At 47.8% G+C, this 17,622-nt stretch carries 20 protein-coding genes and 3 tRNA genes; 12 read left to right on the forward strand and 11 right to left on the reverse strand.

The window, feature by feature from the left end; all coding sequences use genetic code 11:
* Positions 1–38 precede the first annotated feature (38 nt).
* The 4 genes from uvrC to CLC91_RS10325 form a co-directional block, all read right to left on the reverse strand.
* On the reverse strand, positions 39–1,871 hold the full coding sequence (gene uvrC / locus CLC91_RS10310) for an excinuclease ABC subunit UvrC (protein WP_095500382.1): 1,833 nt from the start codon (positions 1,869–1,871) through the stop codon (positions 39–41).
* Positions 1,871–2,515 (reverse strand): response regulator, encoded by a 645-nt coding sequence (locus tag CLC91_RS10315; protein ID WP_158220725.1) that lies wholly within the window; start codon positions 2,513–2,515, stop codon positions 1,871–1,873. The genes uvrC and CLC91_RS10315 overlap by 1 nt, the downstream gene beginning before the upstream one ends.
* Before the next feature lie 140 nt (positions 2,516–2,655).
* Positions 2,656–2,746: transfer RNA gene (locus CLC91_RS10320), tRNA-Ser, on the reverse strand.
* A gap of 153 nt (positions 2,747–2,899) precedes the next feature.
* Positions 2,900–2,990 (reverse strand) — tRNA-Ser (locus CLC91_RS10325).
* A 221-nt stretch (positions 2,991–3,211) separates the two neighbouring features.
* Between CLC91_RS10325 and CLC91_RS10330 the strand changes: the two genes are divergently transcribed.
* The 5 genes from CLC91_RS10330 to CLC91_RS10350 all read left to right on the forward strand — a co-directional run bounded on the left by CLC91_RS10330 (position 3,212) and on the right by CLC91_RS10350 (position 5,305).
* Positions 3,212–3,871 carry a Bax inhibitor-1/YccA family protein gene (locus CLC91_RS10330; protein WP_095499733.1) on the forward strand — a complete coding sequence of 220 codons (660 nt, stop codon included), beginning with the start codon at positions 3,212–3,214 and terminating at the stop codon, positions 3,869–3,871.
* Between the two features lie 63 nt (positions 3,872–3,934).
* Positions 3,935–4,324: a sulfurtransferase complex subunit TusD gene (gene tusD, locus CLC91_RS10335; protein WP_095500383.1), complete on the forward strand. Its 390-nt coding sequence runs from the start codon at positions 3,935–3,937 to the stop codon at positions 4,322–4,324.
* Positions 4,325–4,332: 8 nt separating this feature from the next.
* Entirely contained in the window at positions 4,333–4,689 is a 357-nt protein-coding gene (gene tusC, locus CLC91_RS10340; RefSeq protein ID WP_095500384.1) for a sulfurtransferase complex subunit TusC, read from the forward strand.
* On the forward strand, positions 4,689–4,973 hold the full coding sequence (gene tusB / locus CLC91_RS10345; protein WP_095500385.1) for a sulfurtransferase complex subunit TusB: 285 nt from the start codon (positions 4,689–4,691) through the stop codon (positions 4,971–4,973). The genes tusC and tusB overlap by 1 nt, the downstream gene beginning before the upstream one ends.
* Positions 4,974–4,975: 2 nt before the next feature.
* Positions 4,976–5,305 (forward strand): TusE/DsrC/DsvC family sulfur relay protein, encoded by a 330-nt coding sequence (locus CLC91_RS10350; protein ID WP_095499737.1) that lies wholly within the window; start codon positions 4,976–4,978, stop codon positions 5,303–5,305.
* Between the two features lie 22 nt (positions 5,306–5,327).
* Here the strand turns inward: CLC91_RS10350 and CLC91_RS10355 are convergent, their stop codons facing one another.
* The gene (locus tag CLC91_RS10355; RefSeq protein WP_095500386.1) at positions 5,328–6,086 is read right to left on the reverse strand and encodes a Nif3-like dinuclear metal center hexameric protein; all 759 of its coding nucleotides are present in this window, start codon (positions 6,084–6,086) and stop codon (positions 5,328–5,330) included.
* An 80-nt stretch (positions 6,087–6,166) separates the two neighbouring features.
* Here CLC91_RS10355 and CLC91_RS10360 point away from each other — a divergent pair, with 80 nt between their 5' ends.
* Positions 6,167–6,973 carry a DUF1853 family protein gene (locus tag CLC91_RS10360; RefSeq protein ID WP_158220726.1) on the forward strand — a complete coding sequence of 269 codons (807 nt, stop codon included), beginning with the start codon at positions 6,167–6,169 and terminating at the stop codon, positions 6,971–6,973.
* A gap of 40 nt (positions 6,974–7,013) precedes the next feature.
* Here the strand turns inward: CLC91_RS10360 and rplT are convergent, their stop codons facing one another.
* The 4 genes from rplT to thrS form a co-directional block, all read right to left on the reverse strand.
* Positions 7,014–7,370, reverse strand: coding sequence for a 50S ribosomal protein L20 (gene rplT, locus CLC91_RS10365; protein ID WP_095499740.1), 357 nt, complete (start codon positions 7,368–7,370; stop codon positions 7,014–7,016).
* A 17-nt stretch (positions 7,371–7,387) separates the two neighbouring features.
* Complete coding sequence (rpmI, locus tag CLC91_RS10370; protein WP_095499756.1) at positions 7,388–7,585, reverse strand: 50S ribosomal protein L35; 198 nt, start codon at positions 7,583–7,585, stop codon at positions 7,388–7,390.
* A gap of 84 nt (positions 7,586–7,669) precedes the next feature.
* Positions 7,670–8,188 carry a translation initiation factor IF-3 gene (gene infC, locus CLC91_RS10375; protein ID WP_095499741.1) on the reverse strand — a complete coding sequence of 173 codons (519 nt, stop codon included), beginning with the start codon at positions 8,186–8,188 and terminating at the stop codon, positions 7,670–7,672.
* Between the two features lie 27 nt (positions 8,189–8,215).
* Positions 8,216–10,150: a threonine--tRNA ligase gene (gene thrS / locus CLC91_RS10380; protein WP_095499742.1), complete on the reverse strand. Its 1,935-nt coding sequence runs from the start codon at positions 10,148–10,150 to the stop codon at positions 8,216–8,218.
* A gap of 267 nt (positions 10,151–10,417) precedes the next feature.
* On the opposite strand from thrS, the gene CLC91_RS10385 reads away from it, so the two are divergent.
* Together CLC91_RS10385 and CLC91_RS10390 are read left to right on the forward strand one after the other, a co-directional pair.
* Complete coding sequence (locus tag CLC91_RS10385) at positions 10,418–11,161, forward strand: pteridine reductase (protein WP_095499743.1); 744 nt, start codon at positions 10,418–10,420, stop codon at positions 11,159–11,161.
* Positions 11,161–11,364 carry a CPXCG motif-containing cysteine-rich protein gene (locus tag CLC91_RS10390; protein WP_095499744.1) on the forward strand — a complete coding sequence of 68 codons (204 nt, stop codon included), beginning with the start codon at positions 11,161–11,163 and terminating at the stop codon, positions 11,362–11,364. Before CLC91_RS10385 ends, CLC91_RS10390 begins: the two co-directional genes overlap by 1 nt.
* On the opposite strand, the gene CLC91_RS10395 is transcribed toward CLC91_RS10390, so the two are convergent.
* On the reverse strand, positions 11,361–11,966 hold the full coding sequence (locus CLC91_RS10395) for a riboflavin synthase subunit alpha (RefSeq protein ID WP_095499745.1): 606 nt from the start codon (positions 11,964–11,966) through the stop codon (positions 11,361–11,363). The two genes, CLC91_RS10390 and CLC91_RS10395, sit on opposite strands and share 4 nt — an antisense overlap.
* Before the next feature lie 95 nt (positions 11,967–12,061).
* Between CLC91_RS10395 and CLC91_RS10400 the strand changes: the two genes are divergently transcribed.
* Together CLC91_RS10400 and CLC91_RS10405 are read left to right on the forward strand one after the other, a co-directional pair.
* On the forward strand, positions 12,062–13,417 hold the full coding sequence (locus CLC91_RS10400; protein ID WP_095500388.1) for an MATE family efflux transporter: 1,356 nt from the start codon (positions 12,062–12,064) through the stop codon (positions 13,415–13,417).
* A 99-nt stretch (positions 13,418–13,516) separates the two neighbouring features.
* A tRNA-Val gene (locus tag CLC91_RS10405) sits at positions 13,517–13,593 on the forward strand.
* Positions 13,594–13,650: 57 nt separating this feature from the next.
* Here CLC91_RS10405 and CLC91_RS10410 read toward each other — a convergent pair.
* Positions 13,651–14,193 carry a DUF924 family protein gene (locus CLC91_RS10410; RefSeq protein WP_095500389.1) on the reverse strand — a complete coding sequence of 181 codons (543 nt, stop codon included), beginning with the start codon at positions 14,191–14,193 and terminating at the stop codon, positions 13,651–13,653.
* Positions 14,194–14,303: 110 nt separating this feature from the next.
* Between CLC91_RS10410 and CLC91_RS10415 the strand changes: the two genes are divergently transcribed.
* Positions 14,304–15,485 carry an MFS transporter gene (locus tag CLC91_RS10415; protein ID WP_095500390.1) on the forward strand — a complete coding sequence of 394 codons (1,182 nt, stop codon included), beginning with the start codon at positions 14,304–14,306 and terminating at the stop codon, positions 15,483–15,485.
* A 403-nt stretch (positions 15,486–15,888) separates the two neighbouring features.
* Positions 15,889–17,589: an ammonia-forming cytochrome c nitrite reductase subunit c552 gene (locus CLC91_RS10420; RefSeq protein ID WP_095500391.1), complete on the forward strand. Its 1,701-nt coding sequence runs from the start codon at positions 15,889–15,891 to the stop codon at positions 17,587–17,589.
* The last annotated feature ends 33 nt before the right edge of the window (positions 17,590–17,622 follow it).

The following is a 17,622-nucleotide window of genomic DNA, read 5'->3' on the forward strand; positions in this document are numbered from 1 at the left end:
ACCGTAAAATAAGTAGCAGCGTGAATCTTGCCTGAATTTTATGAGTCTCGCAACGAGTCATGTATGGTTTTAGCCATTTCAGGGCTAATTCCCGGTATTTTGGCTAATTGTGCAACACTGGCTGATTTAACTTGTTGCAGCCCTCCCATGTATTGAAGCAACGCCTTTCTCCGTTTTGGACCAATGCCGTCAATCTGCTCCAAGCTCGACACTCTGCGAGCTTTTTGACGCTTGGCTCGATGACCGCCAATGGCAAAACGATGCGACTCATCGCGAATGTGTTGTAACAGATGCAACGCCGGCGAGTCTCCCTCTAAGTTAAAGCGGTCGTGACTCTCACCCATGATAATGGTTTCAAGCCCAGGCTTGCGGCTCTCGCCTTTAGCGATCCCCAGCAGCAAGGGCCTTTGTTCTGATTCGGGCATGAGCTCGCTAACAATCGATTCCGCCGCCTTCAACTGCCCTAATCCACCGTCGATCACCAGCACGTCGGGTAGCACGCCACCTTTAGCTATGCGGGTCAATCTGCGCTTAAGTACCTGCGCCATAGCAGCGTAGTCATCACCTGGGGTTACGCCTTTAATGTTAAAACGGCGATATTCGCCGGTAGCCGGCCCTTCTCGATTAAACACCACGCAAGACGCGACTGTGGCCTCCCCTTGGGTGTGGCTAATATCAAAGCACTCCATTCGCTGAATTTTACTGTTCAGCTCAAGGGTTTGTTCCAGCAGATTAAAGCGTTGGTTCACTGTGTTCTTATGGGCTAATCGAGTAATAACCGCGGTGCGAGCGTTGGTGGTGGCCAACCGCTGAAACTTAGCCCGCTCTGCACGCACCTGATGCTTTATCTCAACCCGACTGCCAGAGCGCGTTGATAGCAAGCTCGCCAAGGCATCAGCCTCTGCAAACGCTTCTGAGAGCACAATTTCCTTGGGTAAGTCGGTGCGTTGCTGCTCGTTTAAATAAAACTGCAATAGAAAACCCGACAACACTTCCGACAATTCGGTATTTGATGGGATCTTTGGAAAGTAGCTGCGACTGCCCAAAATTTTTCCACCTCGAATAAACAGCAAGTAAAAGCAAGCCAAACCACGTTCGAAATGGATGCCGATAACGTCCATCTCCCCTTGTTTTTGATTCACCTCTTGTTGTTCGCTGACTTTGGTTAGCGCACTGATTTGGTCTCGATATTGAGCCGCTTGTTCATAAGCAAACGCCGTCGCCGCTTGCTCCATTTTCGCCACCAACTGACGAATAATGGATTGGTTTTTACCTTGCAAGAATAAACTTGCCAATTTCACTTGCTCGTCGTAGTCGCTGTCGCTCACCTTATTAACGCACGGGCCTAAACAGCGCCCAATTTGATACTGCAAACACGGCCGAGAACGGGCTCTGTAAAAGCTGTCTTCACATTGACGTATAGGAAACAGCTTTTGCATCAAATGCAAACTTTCACGCACCGCAGAGCCGTTAGGATAAGGCCCAAAATATTGGCCTTTAATCTTTTTGGCACCGCGATGATAGGCTATTCGGGGGTGTTGATGATCGGTTATCAAAATATACGGGTAAGACTTATCATCCCTAAGCAAAACGTTGTACTTAGGCATGTATTGCTTGATGTAGTCGTTTTCGAGTATTAGTGCATCGGTTTCACTGTGAACCACGGTAACATCAATTTTAGCAATGTTACTTACCAAGGCGATGGTTTTGGCATTAGTCAGTGTTTTCTGAAAGTAACTGCTAAGACGTTTTTTTAAATCTTTGGCTTTACCGACATAAATAACAACATCGTCGCTGTTATACATGCGATAAACGCCACTTTGGTGGGTGGTATTTTTTAAGAACGCTTTAGCGTCGAACGAATCAGGCATTAATGAGTGACTGGAGGTGTTCCCTCAACCAGCCCCTGTTTAATGGCTAACGCTACCACTTCTTCATCGCTGCTGGCTTCGAGCTTGCTATGAATACGATAACGAAAACTATTAATGGTTTTACGACTGACTTGCAAACATTCAGCAATGGCCAGACTGTCCAGACCTGTGGTCATTAACAACACGATTTGCAATTCGCGCTTAGATAGGGTCGAGAAACGACGTCGTTTCTCTAAATTAAAAACCGGCTGTTCCGATTTTTCTTCACCGCCTAATCGCTGCCCACACGCTACTTTATGGATCGCTTGGATCATTTGTTCAGCCGGTAAGTTTTTTGACAGCAAACCATAGGCACCAACTCGGTCTGTCAATTGTTTTACTTCTGGCCCATGCAAGGCGGTTAACACAATGACTCGTTGTTCCGGGTTGCGCTCAACAATCTTTGCCGTGGCTTCAATACCGCCAATACCGGGCATGTTAAGGTCCATCAGCACCACGTCGGCGTCGTTGGCAGTGGCCCAAGCAATGGCTTGCTCGCCGCTGCTACACTCTCCAATAACGTCAATACTCGGCTCGTCTTCAAGGATTCGACGAACGCCTACACGAACAATGTCGTGATCGTCTACCAAAAACACCTTTATCACTGACACACCCTGGAACACTTGTTATAAGAAATTATGGGTCGATTATGCCACAGAAATTGACGTAAGTAGTCGCTAAAAAGAAATATCAGCACGACTGAAAGCAAAAAAGCCCGCTTAATCGTAAGCGGGCTTTCTTTAGGTGGCGGAGAGATAGGGATTTGAACCCTAGATAGGCTACAAACCTATGCCGGTTTTCAAGACCGGTGCTTTCAACCACTCAGCCATCTCTCCGTTGTTGGGGCGAATATTAATCAGCTTGCTAAGCGCTGTAAAGAGGCAAATGCAGTTTTTATATCTGTTTGCTCAACACTTGTTCAATCGCGCTAGATTATCCAACAAACAGGCATAAAAAAACCTGCTTAACTAAGCAGGTTTTCTTGAGTGTGGCGGAGAGATAGGGATTTGAACCCTAGATAGGCTACAAACCTATGCCGGTTTTCAAGACCGGTGCTTTCAACCACTCAGCCATCTCTCCGTAACAGGGGCGCATATTATCGCCTTCATACACGCTTGTAAAGTAGCCTTTGTTTAAAAAAGCGGCCTTTAAACCCATTTTGTTACGCTAATCTCGCATTTGTTCACCATTAATGTCAGAAACCTTGTAATATGAACAACGAATTTGCACAATTTGAAATGCGGAACTTATTGGATGTTTTTCGCACTAATAAATAACTAGATAGATAAACGGAGATCAACATGGCTAATCCTTCTGCTATAAGCACACAAGGACGTACGCTGGAAATTAACCGCGTGTTACGCAACACCTACATGCTTTTGTCTATGACCTTGCTATTCAGTGCCTTCACTGCCGGCATATCAATGGCGATTGGCATCACACCAATGATGGGACTCGGCTTATCAATCGGTTCATTTATTTTATTATTCGTAACCTTGCGCAAAGCAGAAGGCGCAAGTGGCTTGCTTTGGATTTTCGCATTTACCGGTGCCCAAGGAGCCTCGCTCGGCTGGATCCTGAACCATTACGCCGGCATGGCTAATGGCCCTATGCTGATTATGCAAGCGCTGGGCATGACCGCCGCTATTTTCATTGGCCTATCCTTGTATGTCATTACCACTAAGAAAGACTTCTCGTTCATGCGCGGCTTCTTATTTGCCGGTTTGATTGTGATGGTGTTGGCGGTTATCGCAAACATTTTCATTGGCAGCGCGCCATTGTTCTTAGCTTTAAATGCAGGCATTGCCTTACTAATGACCGGCTTCATTTTGTTTGATACCAGCCGCATCGTAAACGGTGGCGAAACCAACTACATTCGCGCAACCGTTTCTTTATACCTAAACTTCATCAACCTGTTCATGAGCTTACTGCACTTAATGGGTATGGGTGGCGACGATTAAACTCGTTCACTCTTTTTAGAATGATGCTAAAATGGCCCCATTTCGGGCCATTTTTTGTAGCTAATGACACGCTTTACCATACTTGTTAATCATCCTCCCTACGGCAGTGAGCACGCTTATTCAGCGCTGCGCTTTTGTGAAGCCGCACTAAAACAGGGTCATGAAATTACTCAGGTGTTTTTTTATTTAGACGGTGTCTATAACACCACCGCCCTGCTCTCCCCGCAATCCGATGAGCTGCACTTAGTTAATCGCTGGAAGCACATGGCCCACAGTCATAGCATTCCCCTTATTAGCTGTGTCAGTGCCGGTTTACGCCGCGGCGTTGTTAATCAGGTGGATGCCAGCGACAATGAGTTGGAGAGTCACAACATGGATCCTGCGTTTGTAGCCGCCGGACTTGGCGAGCTGGTAGCGGCCATTGAAGATAGCGACCGCTTGGTGCAGTTTTAAGAGGCTCTATGAAACAAATTGCTATTGTGTTTAAAGATCCAAGCCTTGGCAGCAGCCGTGGCCGCGAGGCACTTGATGTGGCCTTGTTAAGTGCCAGCTTCGAGCAGCAGGTGTCGCTCATCTTCGTCGCCGATGGCGTTTATCAGCTGTTAGATAAACAACAACCTAGCTTGCTTGAAAGCAAAGACTACATCGCCACCTTTAAAGCCTTGCCTTTTTACGACATAGAGCAGGTGTTGGTGTGCCAGCAAGCCATGGACGAACGCCAGCTGACTCAGCAAGAGTTAATCATCGATTGTCAGTTGGCCGATGTTCCGCAAATTCAAGCCGTACTGGCCACCGTAGACGAGGTCATCGTATTCTAATGATTTTGCATCGCATTAATACGGCCCACACTGAAAGCAACGGCTTGGATGTGTGCTTAACCTATTTGAACGACAATGACACCCTAGTGTTGGCGCAAAACGCTGTGGTGTGCGCCTGCATGCCCAGCCTTAAACAGCGTTTGAGCGGCCTTTCGGTAAAAATCATGAGCGATGATCTCACCGCCCGTGGTTTACAACACAAATTAACCATAGACGCCGAGCTTATTGACGATAGCCAATTCGTTGAGCTTTGCGCCAGCCATAACAAAGTGATTACCTGGTAAATATGATTGAATTTAATGGCCAACAGCTGGCCACCGACAAACAAGGTTACTTACTCAATATTAACGACTGGAGCCAAGCGCTGGCACCAGTATTAGCTCAGCAAGAAAACATTGAGCTCACCGAAGCCCATTGGGAAGTGGTTAACTTTGTACGGGAGTTTTACTTAGAGTTCAATACCAGCCCCGCCATTCGCGTGCTGGTGAAAGCCATGGCGCAAAAATTTGGCCCCGACAAAGGCAACTCCAAATACCTATTTAAGTTGTTCCCTAAAGGTCCGGCCAAGCAAGCCACAAAAATAGCGGGTTTACCCAAACCCGCTAAGTGTTTATAAGCGGTATTCCAAAGTGCGTTGGTTACACCGGATTATCGATGTCAATGTGATGCCAGTTAAGGTCAAACTCTTGGCTTAAGAATTGGCCTAACGCCTGAATACCGTAGCGCTCTGTAGCGTGATGGCCAGCGCCTAAGTAGTGAATGCCCTGCTCTTGGGCGCTGTGAAACGTGCGCTCAGACGCTTCGCCGCTAATAAACGCATCCACGCCCAACAAAGCCGCCTGCTCAATGTAGTCTTGCGCGCCGCCGGTGCACCAAGCCACCTTAGACACCTTATGCTCGCCGCCTTTTAGAACCAAGGGCTGGCGCTGCAGCTTATCGGCTACTATAGCGCTCAATTGCTCAATGGTCAGCGGTTGTGCCAACTCGCCTTGCCACAGTAAATCCTGAGCAACCTCAGGGCAAATGCGTGCATTGTCGATGCCAAGCACCTCAGCTAACTGCGCGTTGTTGCCAAGCTTAGGATGCGCATCCAGCGGCAAATGATAGCCAAACAGGTTAATATCATTCGCCAGCAAAGCTTTTAGGCGACGGCGCTTCATCCCCACCACAAGGCTCGGCTCGTTTTTCCAAAAGAAGCCATGATGAACCAATATGGCATCGGCATTGAGCGCCACCGCTTTATCAATCAAGGCTTGGCAGGCAGTAACGCCCGTGACTAAATTCTGGATGGTTTCGCCACCTTCTACCTGCAATCCATTAGGGCCGTAATCTTTAAACTTATCCACTCGCAGCAATTCGTTAATGGTTTGGCCAAATTGGGCTCTTGAAACACTCATGCACAACTTCCTTAGCTTTTGTTTACTGGCTCATGATAATCTGGAAGCCGTCTTGGGTAAATGCAGTTAACGAGGGGAATGTGGCTGACGGATTACTAAAGCAGCAAATTGCGCAATTGGAATGGATGATCAGCACACCAGAACTTATGGCGTTTGCCGATGAGTTTACCTTACCAACCGACCAAGCCGAGGAGTTTCATGACTGTTCACAACGAACCCTTGATAGACTAAAAGCAGGCCATATAGCCCCACCCAGCGTATCACCGTCGCTGCGTTTAGGGTTCCAGTTTGAAGGGCTACTGCACTGGTTGCTCAATCACGACCCCAATTACCAAATCATCAGCTATAACCAGCAAATTCACGACCAGCAGCGCACCATTGGCGCGGTTGATTTTGTGCTGCGTTATTTGCCAAGCAACGAAGTGCAACACTGGGAAGCGGCGGTGAAGTTCTATTTGGCGATAGATGTAAACGGCGAACGAGTTTATTTAGGGGCGAATGCCAATGACAGTTTGAGCCGCAAACACCAGCATTTGTGCTCACATCAACTCACTTTGCTAAAACAACCCCAAGCTCAAGGCTTGCTGCAACAATTGGCTATTGGCATAGATCGCAGTGTCGCGTTTAGCCGTGGCATGGTGTTTTATCATGAACACTACCCGCCGACCGATCACCCGCAACTGAACAAACAGCATTTGCACGGCGCTTGGTACTTCGCGCATCAGGCTCCTTTAAACTTGCGTTATTTCGATAAACCCCAGTGGCTGCAAGCAACCCCAAGCCTTGTCCTCGATACACCACCCAGATTGCCTTGTCGCGCCATCAACACACAGGGCCAGCATTGCATTGTGGTTCCGGATCACTGGCCAACAAAAAAGGAGCCCTAAGGCTCCTTTTCATAATTTGGCTTTAAAAAAGCGGCTTAGCTTACGCTAGCGCTTCTTTGGCCTTACCAACCAATACGCCGAAGGCGTGCTGATCGAATACAGCGATATCGGCAAGGATCTTACGATCGATTTCGATAGACGCTTTCTTCAGACCATTGATGAATTGGCTGTAAGACATACCGTTTTGACGAGCCGCAGCATTGATACGAGCAATCCACAGTTGACGGAATTGACGTTTCTTCTGACGACGGTCACGGTAAGCATATTGACCGGCTTTAGTTACCGCTTGTACCGCTACGCGATAAACGCGTGAACGAGCACCGTAATAACCTTTAGCTTGCTTTAAAATCTTCTTGTGACGGGCACGAGCCGTTACACCACGCTTAACTCTTGGCATTCTACTGTCTCCTTAAATTAAGCGAATGGAAGCATACGTGCTACTGATGCTACATCGCTGGCCGCAACCATAGATTTAGCACGCAAGTGGCGCTTACGCTTAGTGGATTTTTTGGTCAAAATATGACGTAAGTGGCTTTGCTTGCACTTAAAACCGCCAGAAGCAGTTTTTTTGAAGCGCTTAGCAGCACCACGGTTGGTTTTCATTTTAGGCATGAAAAACTCCGCATTGTAAAAGTAAATAAACAACAGCAAGGCGGGCACTAAGCCTAAGCTTAACGCCACTTGTTAAAGCCCTAACTATTTCTTCTTAGGTGCAAGCACCATAACCGCTTGGCGACCTTCCATTTTCGGGAATGCCTCCACTACGGCGATTTCGGCCAAGTCGTCCTTAATTCTGTTTAACAGTTTAATTCCGAGATCTTGGTGGGCCATTTCACGCCCACGGAAACGCAAAGTTACCTTCGCTTTGTCTCCGCCTTCTAGGAAACGATTCAGGTTGCGTAGTTTTACCTGATAATCGCCCTCGTCAGTTCCAGGTCTGAATTTTACTTCTTTAACCTGGATCTGCTTTTGCTTTTTCTTCTGTTCTTTTTTAGCTTTCGCTTTTTCGAACAAGAATTTACCGTAATCCATGATACGGCAAACCGGTGGCTCCGCATTCGGACTGATTTCTACCAGATCCAATCCAGCTTCATCAGCTAGATTCTGCGCTTCACGCAGGCTTACAATACCAACAGCCTCGCCATCTTGATTGTTTAGACGGACTTCCGTTAACCCACGAATTTCATCGTTTAAACGGTGCTCAGCTTGCTTCATTGGTCGTTTGTTATTGCCTTTTATGACTTAATCCTCCAGTTGCTTAAGACTACGGCTCGAAATTTCGTTACTGACTGCGCGGCTAAAGTCGGCTAATTTCAGTTTGCCCAGATCTTTACCGCTACGAGTACGAACCGCTACTTCCCCATTTTCCATTTCTTGGTCACCGACCACAAGAAGATAAGGAACACGCTTTAAAGTATGCTCGCGGATTTTAAAGCCTATCTTCTCATTTCTCAAGTCCGATTTTGCTCTAATACCACTATCATTCAGTTGTTTGACCACATCTTTGACGTAATCGGCTTGTTTATCTGTGATATTCATCACCACAGCTTGGGTTGGTGCCAACCAAGTTGGGAAGCGACCGGCATACTCTTCAATCAAGATTCCGATGAAACGTTCCAGTGAACCCAAAATGGCACGGTGAATCATAACCGGCACTTTACGGGTGTTATCTTCGGCCACATAACTCACGTCCAAGCGCTCAGGTTGAGGCATGGAGAAGTCTAACTGAATGGTGCCGCATTGCCATTCACGATCCAAACAATCGTGCAAAGTGAATTCGATTTTAGGACCGTAAAACGCCCCTTCACCCGGTTGCATTTCAAAGCTTAAGTCGTTGGCTTTAAGGGCGTCGGCTAGGCCTTGCTCGGCCTTGTCCCACAACTCGTCAGAGCCAATACGGTGCTCAGGGCGAGTCGACAACTTAATCTCAATCTCATCGAAGCCGAAGGTTTTATAAGTATCGAACACCATTTGGATACAGCTTGTTACTTCATCCAAGATTTGGTCTTCGGTACAAAATACGTGGGCATCGTCTTGAGTAAAGCTGCGTACCCGCATTAATCCGTGCAAAGAGCCCGATGGCTCGTTACGGTGCACAAGACCAAATTCCGCCATGCGATACGGCAAATCACGGTAAGACTTAAGGCCTTGCTTAAAGATTTGCAGGTGACCTGGGCAGTTCATTGGCTTAACCGCGTAGGTGCGTTTTTCCGACTCAGTGGCGAAAATCATGTCTTGGTATTTATCCCAATGACCGCTTCGCTCCCACATCACTCGGTCCATGACCAAAGGCGTGCGTACTTCTTCGTACTCAAATTTGCGTAATTGGCCACGCATGAAGTCTTCTAGCTCTTTGTAAACTGTCCAACCGTCGTTGTGCCAGAACACCATTCCCGGCGCTTCTTCTTGCCAATGGAACAAGTCCAAAGCTTTACCAATTTTACGGTGATCCCGTTTAGCCGCTTCTTCTAAGCGAACCAAATGGGCTTTTAATTGCTTCTTATCGGCCCATGCGGTGCCGTAAATGCGTTGCAGCATTTTGTTATCTGAGTTACCGCGCCAATACGCCCCGGCTACATTCATCAGCTTAAAGTGCTGGCAGAATTTCATGTTCGGCACGTGCGGGCCACGGCACATGTCGACGTATTCTTCGTGATAGTACAAGCCTGGCTTGTCGTCTTTGGCAACGTTTTCGTCCAAAATCTCGACTTTATAATCTTCACCACGCTCAACGAACACGTCCCGGGCTTCTTGCCAACTAACCACTTTCTTAACCACTTGATAGTTGGTTTTCGCCAGTTGCTGCATGCGCTTTTGCAGCGCATCCAGGTCTTCCTGTGTAAGCTTGTGCTCTAAATCGATGTCATAGTAAAAACCATTATCAATGGTCGGCCCAATGGCCATTTTGACCTCTGGGAACATTTGCTTAATGGCGTGCCCTAATAGGTGCGCACAAGAATGGCGAATGATCTCAAGACCGTCTTCGTCTTTGGCGGTAATGATTTCTAAAGCAGCGTCGTTTTCAATGATATCATGAGCATCGACACGCTTGCCATCAACACGTCCGGCAATACAGGCTTTAGCAAGACCAGGACCGATATCGGCGGCTACATCGTAAGTTGAAACGGCGTTTTCGAAACTGCGCTGACTGCCGTCAGGAAGAGTAATAATAGGCATTGTATTCCTTTCTCCAGTGGTGACCCCTACCAAGGATCACATAGATTCTAATCAAAAAGTGAGGTTAACAACGCCAACCGTCGCCTTTACGCTAGGCGGCACAGCTTGCCATTGGCAGTGCGTTGCAACAAAGGCGAATCATACCCAAACTTCGGCGATGATGCTAGCTTCCTGCGACAGTTTTGTTGGTAACTGATCGATAAACTGGCTAGCATGGTTTAAAGACTGACCAAAGCCCAAAAAATTAGCAATTTACTGAGGATTATAATGGATAACAAAGTCGCCTTTATCAGCGGAGCCAGCAAACGCCTAGGCGCTGCCACCGCAACAACCCTGCATGGCAAAGGCTATGACATTGTGCTGCATTATCATAAGTCTCAAGATGAGGCCAAGGCTTTGTGCGAACGCTTTAATCAGGCAAGAACCAACAGTGCTAAGCTGGTTCAGGCCAACTTGGAAGACCTTGATTCGCTAAAAAGCGTATATCAACAAGTGCATGACTGTTACGGTCGTTTAGACGTGCTGATTAACAACGCCAGCGCATTCTTTCCAACGCCACTGAAGACATTAAGCGTGGACACCGCGCAGCAAATGCTGGCCAGCAATGCGCTCGCACCGGTTCTGCTAGCCAGTTACGCCGCCAACGCACTGTCTCAGTACAACGGTTGCATTATTAACCTCATCGACATACATAGCCAAAAACCTTTGGCCAATCATGTTCTATACTCTATGTCTAAGGCAGCGCTGGCCAACGCTACGCTGGCGCTCGCTGGGGAACTTGGACCTAAGGTTCGAGTGAATGGAGTATCACCGGGCGCCATTTTGTGGCCAGAGCAAAGCCAACCATCTTCGCAAAATAGCGTATTATCAGAAATACCGTTAGCACGCTGCGGAGATCCACAAGACATTGCCAACACCATTGCCTTTTTGGTGGATGAGGCGCCTTACATAAGCGGCCAAATCATTGCAGTTGATGGTGGCAGAACTGCGGTGGGTTATCGAGGTGCCTAATGTTTGAACTTAGAAATCAGCGCGTCTCCTGTCCACATTGTGGGCATCATTTTCATATGCAGTTAGACGCCAGTATGGGGGATCAAGACTACAGCGAGGATTGCCCAAATTGCTGTAATAGCATTCACTGCAAACTGCACGTTAACGAACTGTCACGTACACTTGAGATACACATAGACGCCGACGATGAGCAGTTTTACTAACGCTTAGCCAGCACCCGTTCAACCGTTTCAACTATCGCTTGAGTTTGCGGGTCGATTTCTAAGTTAATGATGTCCCCTACTTCACGCCAACCTAAATTGGTGCGCTGCAAGGTTTCTGGAATCAAGTTTACGGCAAAATGCGTATCGCTGATCTGGGCTATGGTTAAACTGCAGCCATCAATGCCCACATAGCCTTTGTCGAATAAGAACTTGTTGCACGACGATGGAATTTCAAACCAAACCCGGCAGTTATCCGGTGAGCGCTCGATGTCGCTGATAACCGTGGTGGTATAGATATGCCCAGACATGCTGTGCCCGCCAATGTCATCACCAAAACGTGCAGCTCGCTCCACGTTTACCTTATCCCCTACCTCAAGTGTGCCAAGATTGGTCAGCGCTAGAGTTTGCTCCATAAGATCAAAGCTTACGTCGCTGCCGTTAATGTGGGTAACCGTTAAGCAGCAACCATTATGAGCCACCGAAGCGCCAATGCTAAGACCGTCCAGCAGAGCTTCCGGTAGCCTTACCACATGGGTTTGAAAGTTATGACGTCGCTCAATCGCAACAATTTGCGCCGTTCCCTGAACAATTCCTGTAAACATGGCAATTTCTGTGTGTCAGTGATTCATGATTGCCCGATTATCCTGTATGCTTGCCATCAATTTCAACTGCCGTGCTGTCTTGGTATCACAAATCCATGTCGCAATTTAGCAAACAGTTAACCACGCTCATTAAATTGGCAACGCCCATTTTAATCGCGCAGGTAACCCAAACCATGATGGGCTTAATCGACACCGTAATGGCGGGTCGAGTCAGTGCCTTAGACATGGCTGCGGTTGCTGTGGGTTCAAGTTTATGGCTGCCCATTGTGATGTTTCTAACCGGCATATTAATGGCCATTACCCCTTTAGTCGCCAATGCCGACGGTGAAAATCGCCGAGACAAGGTCGCCCCCATTTTTGTTCAAGGTTGCTATTTGGCGCTTATTTGCGCCGTTATTGCAGTCATTTTGCTAAACTTTTCCCCAATTCTTCTGGGGTTTATGGACATCGAAACCGATCTCACGGCCTTAGCAAGTGATTACGTATTCTGGATAGCGTTAGGCGCGCCGGCCTATGCCGTTTATCAAGTCATGCGCAATACGTCTGAAGGCGTGTCCTATACGCTACCTACGATGATCATTGGCTTTGTTGGCTTGGCGGTAAACATTCCCGCTAATTACATCTTTATTAACGGCCATTTGGGTATGCCAGCCATGGGTGGCGCTGGTTGCGGCTTGGCCACAGCACTGGTTTACTGGGCTATGTTCATCGCCATGGGCTTGTACATTGCCTATAACAAGCGCTTAAAACAGTTAAAGCTATTTACCCAAATGGCTCGAATGGATTGGCGCTACATCGGCTATTTAACCAAACTCGGGACACCCGTGGCCATGTCCTTGTTTATGGAAGTGGCCTTATTTGCCGCCGTTGCCATATTAATTGCGCCATTAGGCACAACGGTTGTGGCAGGACACCAAGTTGCCATTAACTTCAGCTCCATTATTTTTATGTTGCCATTGTCCATTGGTATCGCCGCCTCCATTCGAGTGGGTTACTTTATGGGTAAAGGCGCACCGCACATGGCCCGCTATGTTACCAAACTCGCGCTATTCACTGGATTAGTCATTGCAGGAGTTACCGGTGTCATTACCGTGTGGTTGCGGGTAGATATCGCCTCGTTATACACCAATGACGCCGAGGTCATTGCCATTGCCGCAAGCTTGCTCTTCTTTGCAGCCTTGTATCAGCTGTCCGACGCGGTACAAGTGGTGTGCGCGGGCGCGCTGCGTGGCTATAAAGACATGAACGCCATTTTTGTGATCACCTTTATTAGCTACCTGCTGGTTGGCTTGCCTACCGGTTGCATTCTCGGGCTAACCGATTGGCTTATCCCGGCCATGGGCGCTGCCGGTTTTTGGGTGGGCTTTATTACCGGCTTAACTACCGCGGGTGCTTTGCTCGGAGCGCGGGTGCTGTGGTTACAAAACCAGCTAAAACGGCTTAACGCCTAGCCTTTTGCTCAACTATTGCGCATAAAGTCGGTAACCCCATGCATTACTGTTGACATCAGCGCTGGTTTCGCTATTATGCAACTCGCCTAACGGCACAGTACAACCGTAGCTCAGTTGGTTAGAGCACCACCTTGACATGGTGGGGGTCGGTGGTTCGAATCCACTCGGTTGTACCAAATTTTAGAAAAGCCTGCTTATATAGCAGGCTTTTTGCTTTCTGGGATGTTAACCCTTTAAAAGCTCGAGTTAGGCTCATCTAAAAACGCCAACTCCTGAGCACTCGATTGCCGACTAAGCAACTGATTTCGATGAGGGTAGCGACCAAAGCGGTCGATGATGGCTTTATGCTTAAGTTCAAAGTCTAGTTGCTGCTCTAAACCCGATTGCGAAAACAGCTCAACCGCGTGCTCGTGAATAACCGGCGACTCACTGTGCATAAACGGCATATACATAAAAGCCCGTTCATGAGTACTTAAGCGCACATCAAAGCCTCGTTTTATCGCCACTTGCGCCAACACCAGTGCCATGGCATCAGCGCTAAAAGCCTGCGCCTGATTTCGGTAGATATTACGGGAAAACTGATCCAGCATTATGATTTCCGCCAGCGCACCGTGGGGATGCTCGCGCCAATGGGCTAGCTCTGCATTAAGCGCTTGTTGGTGCAGGTCTTTAAATCGCGTAGTTATAATTTGATCCAGCGATTCGTCCTTGATGAACCATTGGCTAGGCTCGAGCTCTTTGAACCAAAAATCGAATACTTGTTGATATTTATCCATTATATTCCCACAGTTACTGTCACGTTTACTTTCACGTTTTAGCCGTTAAAGGCTTGCATTGGCGTTAGCTCACATTACTATAGCCACCTGTTTTAATGCCATAGCAAATCATGAATCAACGTCAGTTCCTCTCCTTTATCGCTACCATTGTTGCTGTTATTGGTGTGGGTCAAATGGCCCAAACCATATTCGTCCCTGCCATCCCAGATATGGCCGATGGACTGCAAGTGGACCCTGAGCAACTGCAAGCCTTAATGGCGGCTTATCTTATTCCCTACGGTTTACTGCAATTTATCTATGGCCCGGTGAGTGACCGCATTGGTAGAAAGCCGCCATTGCTGTTTGGACTGGCGCTGTTCGCGACCGGCTGTTTGCTGGCAGTAATGGCGACAAACATCAATACGCTCTTGTTGGCTACCTTTGTACAAGGTGCTGGAACCGCTGCGGCCGGTGCGTTATGCCGTTCGATCCCGCGCGATCATTTCAATTCTGAACAACTCATTCGCGTCAACGCCTTTATTTCCATGGCTGTTATGTTCGCCCCATTGCTAGCACCCTTAATGGGTGGTCTGTGTGTAGCCTATTTAGGTTGGCGCTCGGTCTATTGGGTGTTGTTAAGCGTGTCCTTGCTGGTCATCGCGGTGGTAGTGTTTCGGTTCAAGGAGTCGTTACCCGTGCAGCAACGAAACTTTGAAAATCCACTGTCTTTGTATCGGCACGTGTTAGCCAGTCGACAATTTGTATTGTATTGCAGTTGTTTAATGGCAACCCTAGGTGCGGTTGTCGCCTTTGAGTCGGTTGCCGGCATCCTTTATGGCGATGTGTTAAACCTCAACCCGTTTCTCGTGAGTTTACTGTTTATATTACCCATTCCAGGCTCGTTGGCCGGCTCTTATTACGCCAGCCGTTGCAAAAGCCGCAAAAAGCTTTCTCGGATCGCCATCACAACCGCTTTGTCAGGTGGCTTGGTTATCCTAATACCCGCGTTATTCTCCACCGTAGCTACCTTGAGTCTGCTGTTGGGCTCTATTTTAGTCTTCTTTGCTGCAGGTGCCCTATTCCCCACTTTTACCTCTAAAGCGATTGAGCCGTTTCCCCGTCAAGCGGGTGTAGCTGGTGCGTTGCTTGGCGGTGCTCAAAACTTGGGCGCGGGCGTTATTATTCTCATCATGAGCTTGATGCCAATGCATGGACAACTGTCCATTGGTATTACTTTGATTGTATTAGTCATGATAATAGCGCTGACGTTAGCAAAAGCCGCTCAATCGGAAATGCATAATAGTCAATGGTAAATGCATATATAGTCATTATTAGAAAACGAGTATCGCAAATAAGGTGATCAAGTTCACACCCTGCAAAGCAACTGTTCTACGCGATTAATGCGACATCACACTATAAAAATCACCTGTATGTTAACTAGGTTGCCAGCAGGTTAACACTTTGTTTTAAATCGCCATTAATCGGTATATCTTTAGGGGTATACTTTAGAATGCTCTACTACCCTTTAGGGTTAGTCCACTCTGCATCGATGTGCGCTAGATCACAGTATCCTTCAATCATCATATTATGCATTTATTTGCATAACCCGTCGTAGTTATATCTTAGCCATCCAGTCGTTATGGTCTTCCTGCAGCCATGGCGACGGAAACAAATTATAAAATTTTATCTATGCATCCTTAAGTAAGGGAACGGGAAATGAAACTACAAAAACTCGCTATCGCAATAGCAGTATCAGCCGTATTAGTTGGCTGTAATGATGATGACGGTAACAATGTTACCTGTGGCGACGGTTCAACCTTGAATCCAGATACAAATATCTGTGAAGTTAATCCAATCGATCCGCCTGTTGAGTGTGGCGACGGCACTGTTTTAGATCCAGACAGCAACACCTGTGTTATTCCACCGTCAACAGGTCCTGTTGATTTCTACAACAGCGATAACTGGGCAAAAGACTTCCCGGCACAACACGCTTCATGGGCGGAAACTGTTGAAAACACGCCTGCAGACGGTTTGGACGACTTGTTAGCCGCTAACCCTGCCTTAGTAACTGCGTGGGCAGGTTATGGCTTCGCTAAAGATTATAACCGAGCTCGTGGTCACCACTTTGCACTAACTGACGTCATCAAATCACTGCGTACCGGTCATCCAATGGTTGACGAAAACGGTGCAGTTCAAGGTGAAGCCATGGCGGCCAGCTGCTGGTCTTGTAAGTCTCCTGACACGGCTCGTCTGTATGATGAAATTGGTGAAGCGAACTTTGCTGACAACAGCTGGTCAACCTGGGGCCACGAAATGGCTAACACCATTGGTTGTGCTGACTGTCACGAATTGGGCGACGACACTCTACGCCTATCTCGTCCACACACTGACCGTGCAACTGACTTAATTGGCCGTACTTTCGCCGCAGCCAGCGACGTTGAAAAAGCCAACCAAACCTGTGCTCAGTGCCACGTAGAATACTACTTCGACGGCAGCGACTCTAAGAAAGTTAAATACCCATGGGACTACTGGAAGCCAGCCGTTGATACCGACTACGCTGACGTTGTTGACTACAAAGGTAGCGACGGTCTATACCAAGGTTTCACCGCCGAAGCACAGTTGGCTTACTACGACTACCGCGGATTCAAAGACTGGACCAACGCCATCTCTGGTGCCGCTATGCTTAAAGCACAGCACCCTGAGTATGAAAACTTAGAAGATCGTACAACTCACACCATGTCTTCTCACCTAGACTTTGGCTGTAGCACTTGTCACATGCCTAAAGCACAAAACAGCGAAGGCCAAGAGTACTCTGCGCACAACGTTCGTTTCGACATGAACAAAATGCCTAGCTCTTGTCAGAGTTGTCACGATGCCGATGCCATGGACAGCCTCTTAAAAGCCCGTAAGGCTGAGATCAACGACCTTCGCTTCGGCGCTAACGGTGTTGACCCAATGCTGAACGAAGTGCACTTCAAAGCCCAAGCCATTTGGTCTGCAAACGGCGTTGAAGGTCTTGTTGAAGGTAAAACCATCGGTCAAGCAAAAGCTAACTACGAAGGTGCCCTGCAAGCCGGTAACGTGCTAGCTGACGAAATGAACAGCTTGCTTACTAAAGTACGTAACGCACAATGGTTCTGGGACAGCGCTACCGCTTCGCACGGTATTCACGCTCACAACCCAGCGGAAGCTAAACGTCTACTGAACAAAGCTAACGGTATCTTGGTAGATGCCATCGCTGAAGCCGATGCCTTGTTAGTTAAATACAACTCTACGTTCGTTTACGATGCTGCTAACTACGACAGCAAAGCTAAAGTACAGCCTCTTGCCGGTCTAGACCTTAAAGGCATGCAAGACGCCAAAGCAGATTTCATCGAAAACCGCGTTGAAACTGAGTGGCCTGTTGACCTTAAGTAATCAAAAGGTTTAACCACTGAAAAAGCCGAGGCC

The organism is Paraferrimonas haliotis (assembly GCF_002282895.1).
GTDB lineage: Bacteria > Pseudomonadota > Gammaproteobacteria > Enterobacterales > Shewanellaceae > Paraferrimonas > Paraferrimonas haliotis.

Excerpts from the sequence above, each read along its gene's own strand:
- CLC91_RS10350 (WP_095499737.1), top strand. The coding sequence starts at position 4,976 with ATGATTGAATTTAATGGCCAACAGCTGGCCACCGACAAACAAGGTTAC.
- tusC (WP_095500384.1), top strand. The coding sequence starts at position 4,333 with ATGAAACAAATTGCTATTGTGTTTAAAGATCCAAGCCTTGGCAGCAGC.
- uvrC (WP_095500382.1), bottom strand. The coding sequence starts at position 1,871 with ATGCCTGATTCGTTCGACGCTAAAGCGTTCTTAAAAAATACCACCCAC.
- CLC91_RS10415 (WP_095500390.1), top strand. The coding sequence starts at position 14,304 with ATGAATCAACGTCAGTTCCTCTCCTTTATCGCTACCATTGTTGCTGTT.
- CLC91_RS10355 (WP_095500386.1), bottom strand. The coding sequence starts at position 6,086 with ATGAGTGTTTCAAGAGCCCAATTTGGCCAAACCATTAACGAATTGCTG.
- tusB (WP_095500385.1), top strand. The coding sequence starts at position 4,689 with ATGATTTTGCATCGCATTAATACGGCCCACACTGAAAGCAACGGCTTG.
- CLC91_RS10330 (WP_095499733.1), top strand. The coding sequence starts at position 3,212 with ATGGCTAATCCTTCTGCTATAAGCACACAAGGACGTACGCTGGAAATT.
- rpmI (WP_095499756.1), bottom strand. The coding sequence starts at position 7,585 with ATGCCTAAAATGAAAACCAACCGTGGTGCTGCTAAGCGCTTCAAAAAA.
- thrS (WP_095499742.1), bottom strand. The coding sequence starts at position 10,150 with ATGCCTATTATTACTCTTCCTGACGGCAGTCAGCGCAGTTTCGAAAAC.
- CLC91_RS10395 (WP_095499745.1), bottom strand. The coding sequence starts at position 11,966 with ATGTTTACAGGAATTGTTCAGGGAACGGCGCAAATTGTTGCGATTGAG.
- infC (WP_095499741.1), bottom strand. The coding sequence starts at position 8,188 with ATGAAGCAAGCTGAGCACCGTTTAAACGATGAAATTCGTGGGTTAACG.
- rplT (WP_095499740.1), bottom strand. The coding sequence starts at position 7,370 with ATGCCAAGAGTTAAGCGTGGTGTAACGGCTCGTGCCCGTCACAAGAAG.
- CLC91_RS10420 (WP_095500391.1), top strand. The coding sequence starts at position 15,889 with ATGAAACTACAAAAACTCGCTATCGCAATAGCAGTATCAGCCGTATTA.
- CLC91_RS10400 (WP_095500388.1), top strand. The coding sequence starts at position 12,062 with ATGTCGCAATTTAGCAAACAGTTAACCACGCTCATTAAATTGGCAACG.
- CLC91_RS10385 (WP_095499743.1), top strand. The coding sequence starts at position 10,418 with ATGGATAACAAAGTCGCCTTTATCAGCGGAGCCAGCAAACGCCTAGGC.
- CLC91_RS10410 (WP_095500389.1), bottom strand. The coding sequence starts at position 14,193 with ATGGATAAATATCAACAAGTATTCGATTTTTGGTTCAAAGAGCTCGAG.
- CLC91_RS10390 (WP_095499744.1), top strand. The coding sequence starts at position 11,161 with ATGTTTGAACTTAGAAATCAGCGCGTCTCCTGTCCACATTGTGGGCAT.
- tusD (WP_095500383.1), top strand. The coding sequence starts at position 3,935 with ATGACACGCTTTACCATACTTGTTAATCATCCTCCCTACGGCAGTGAG.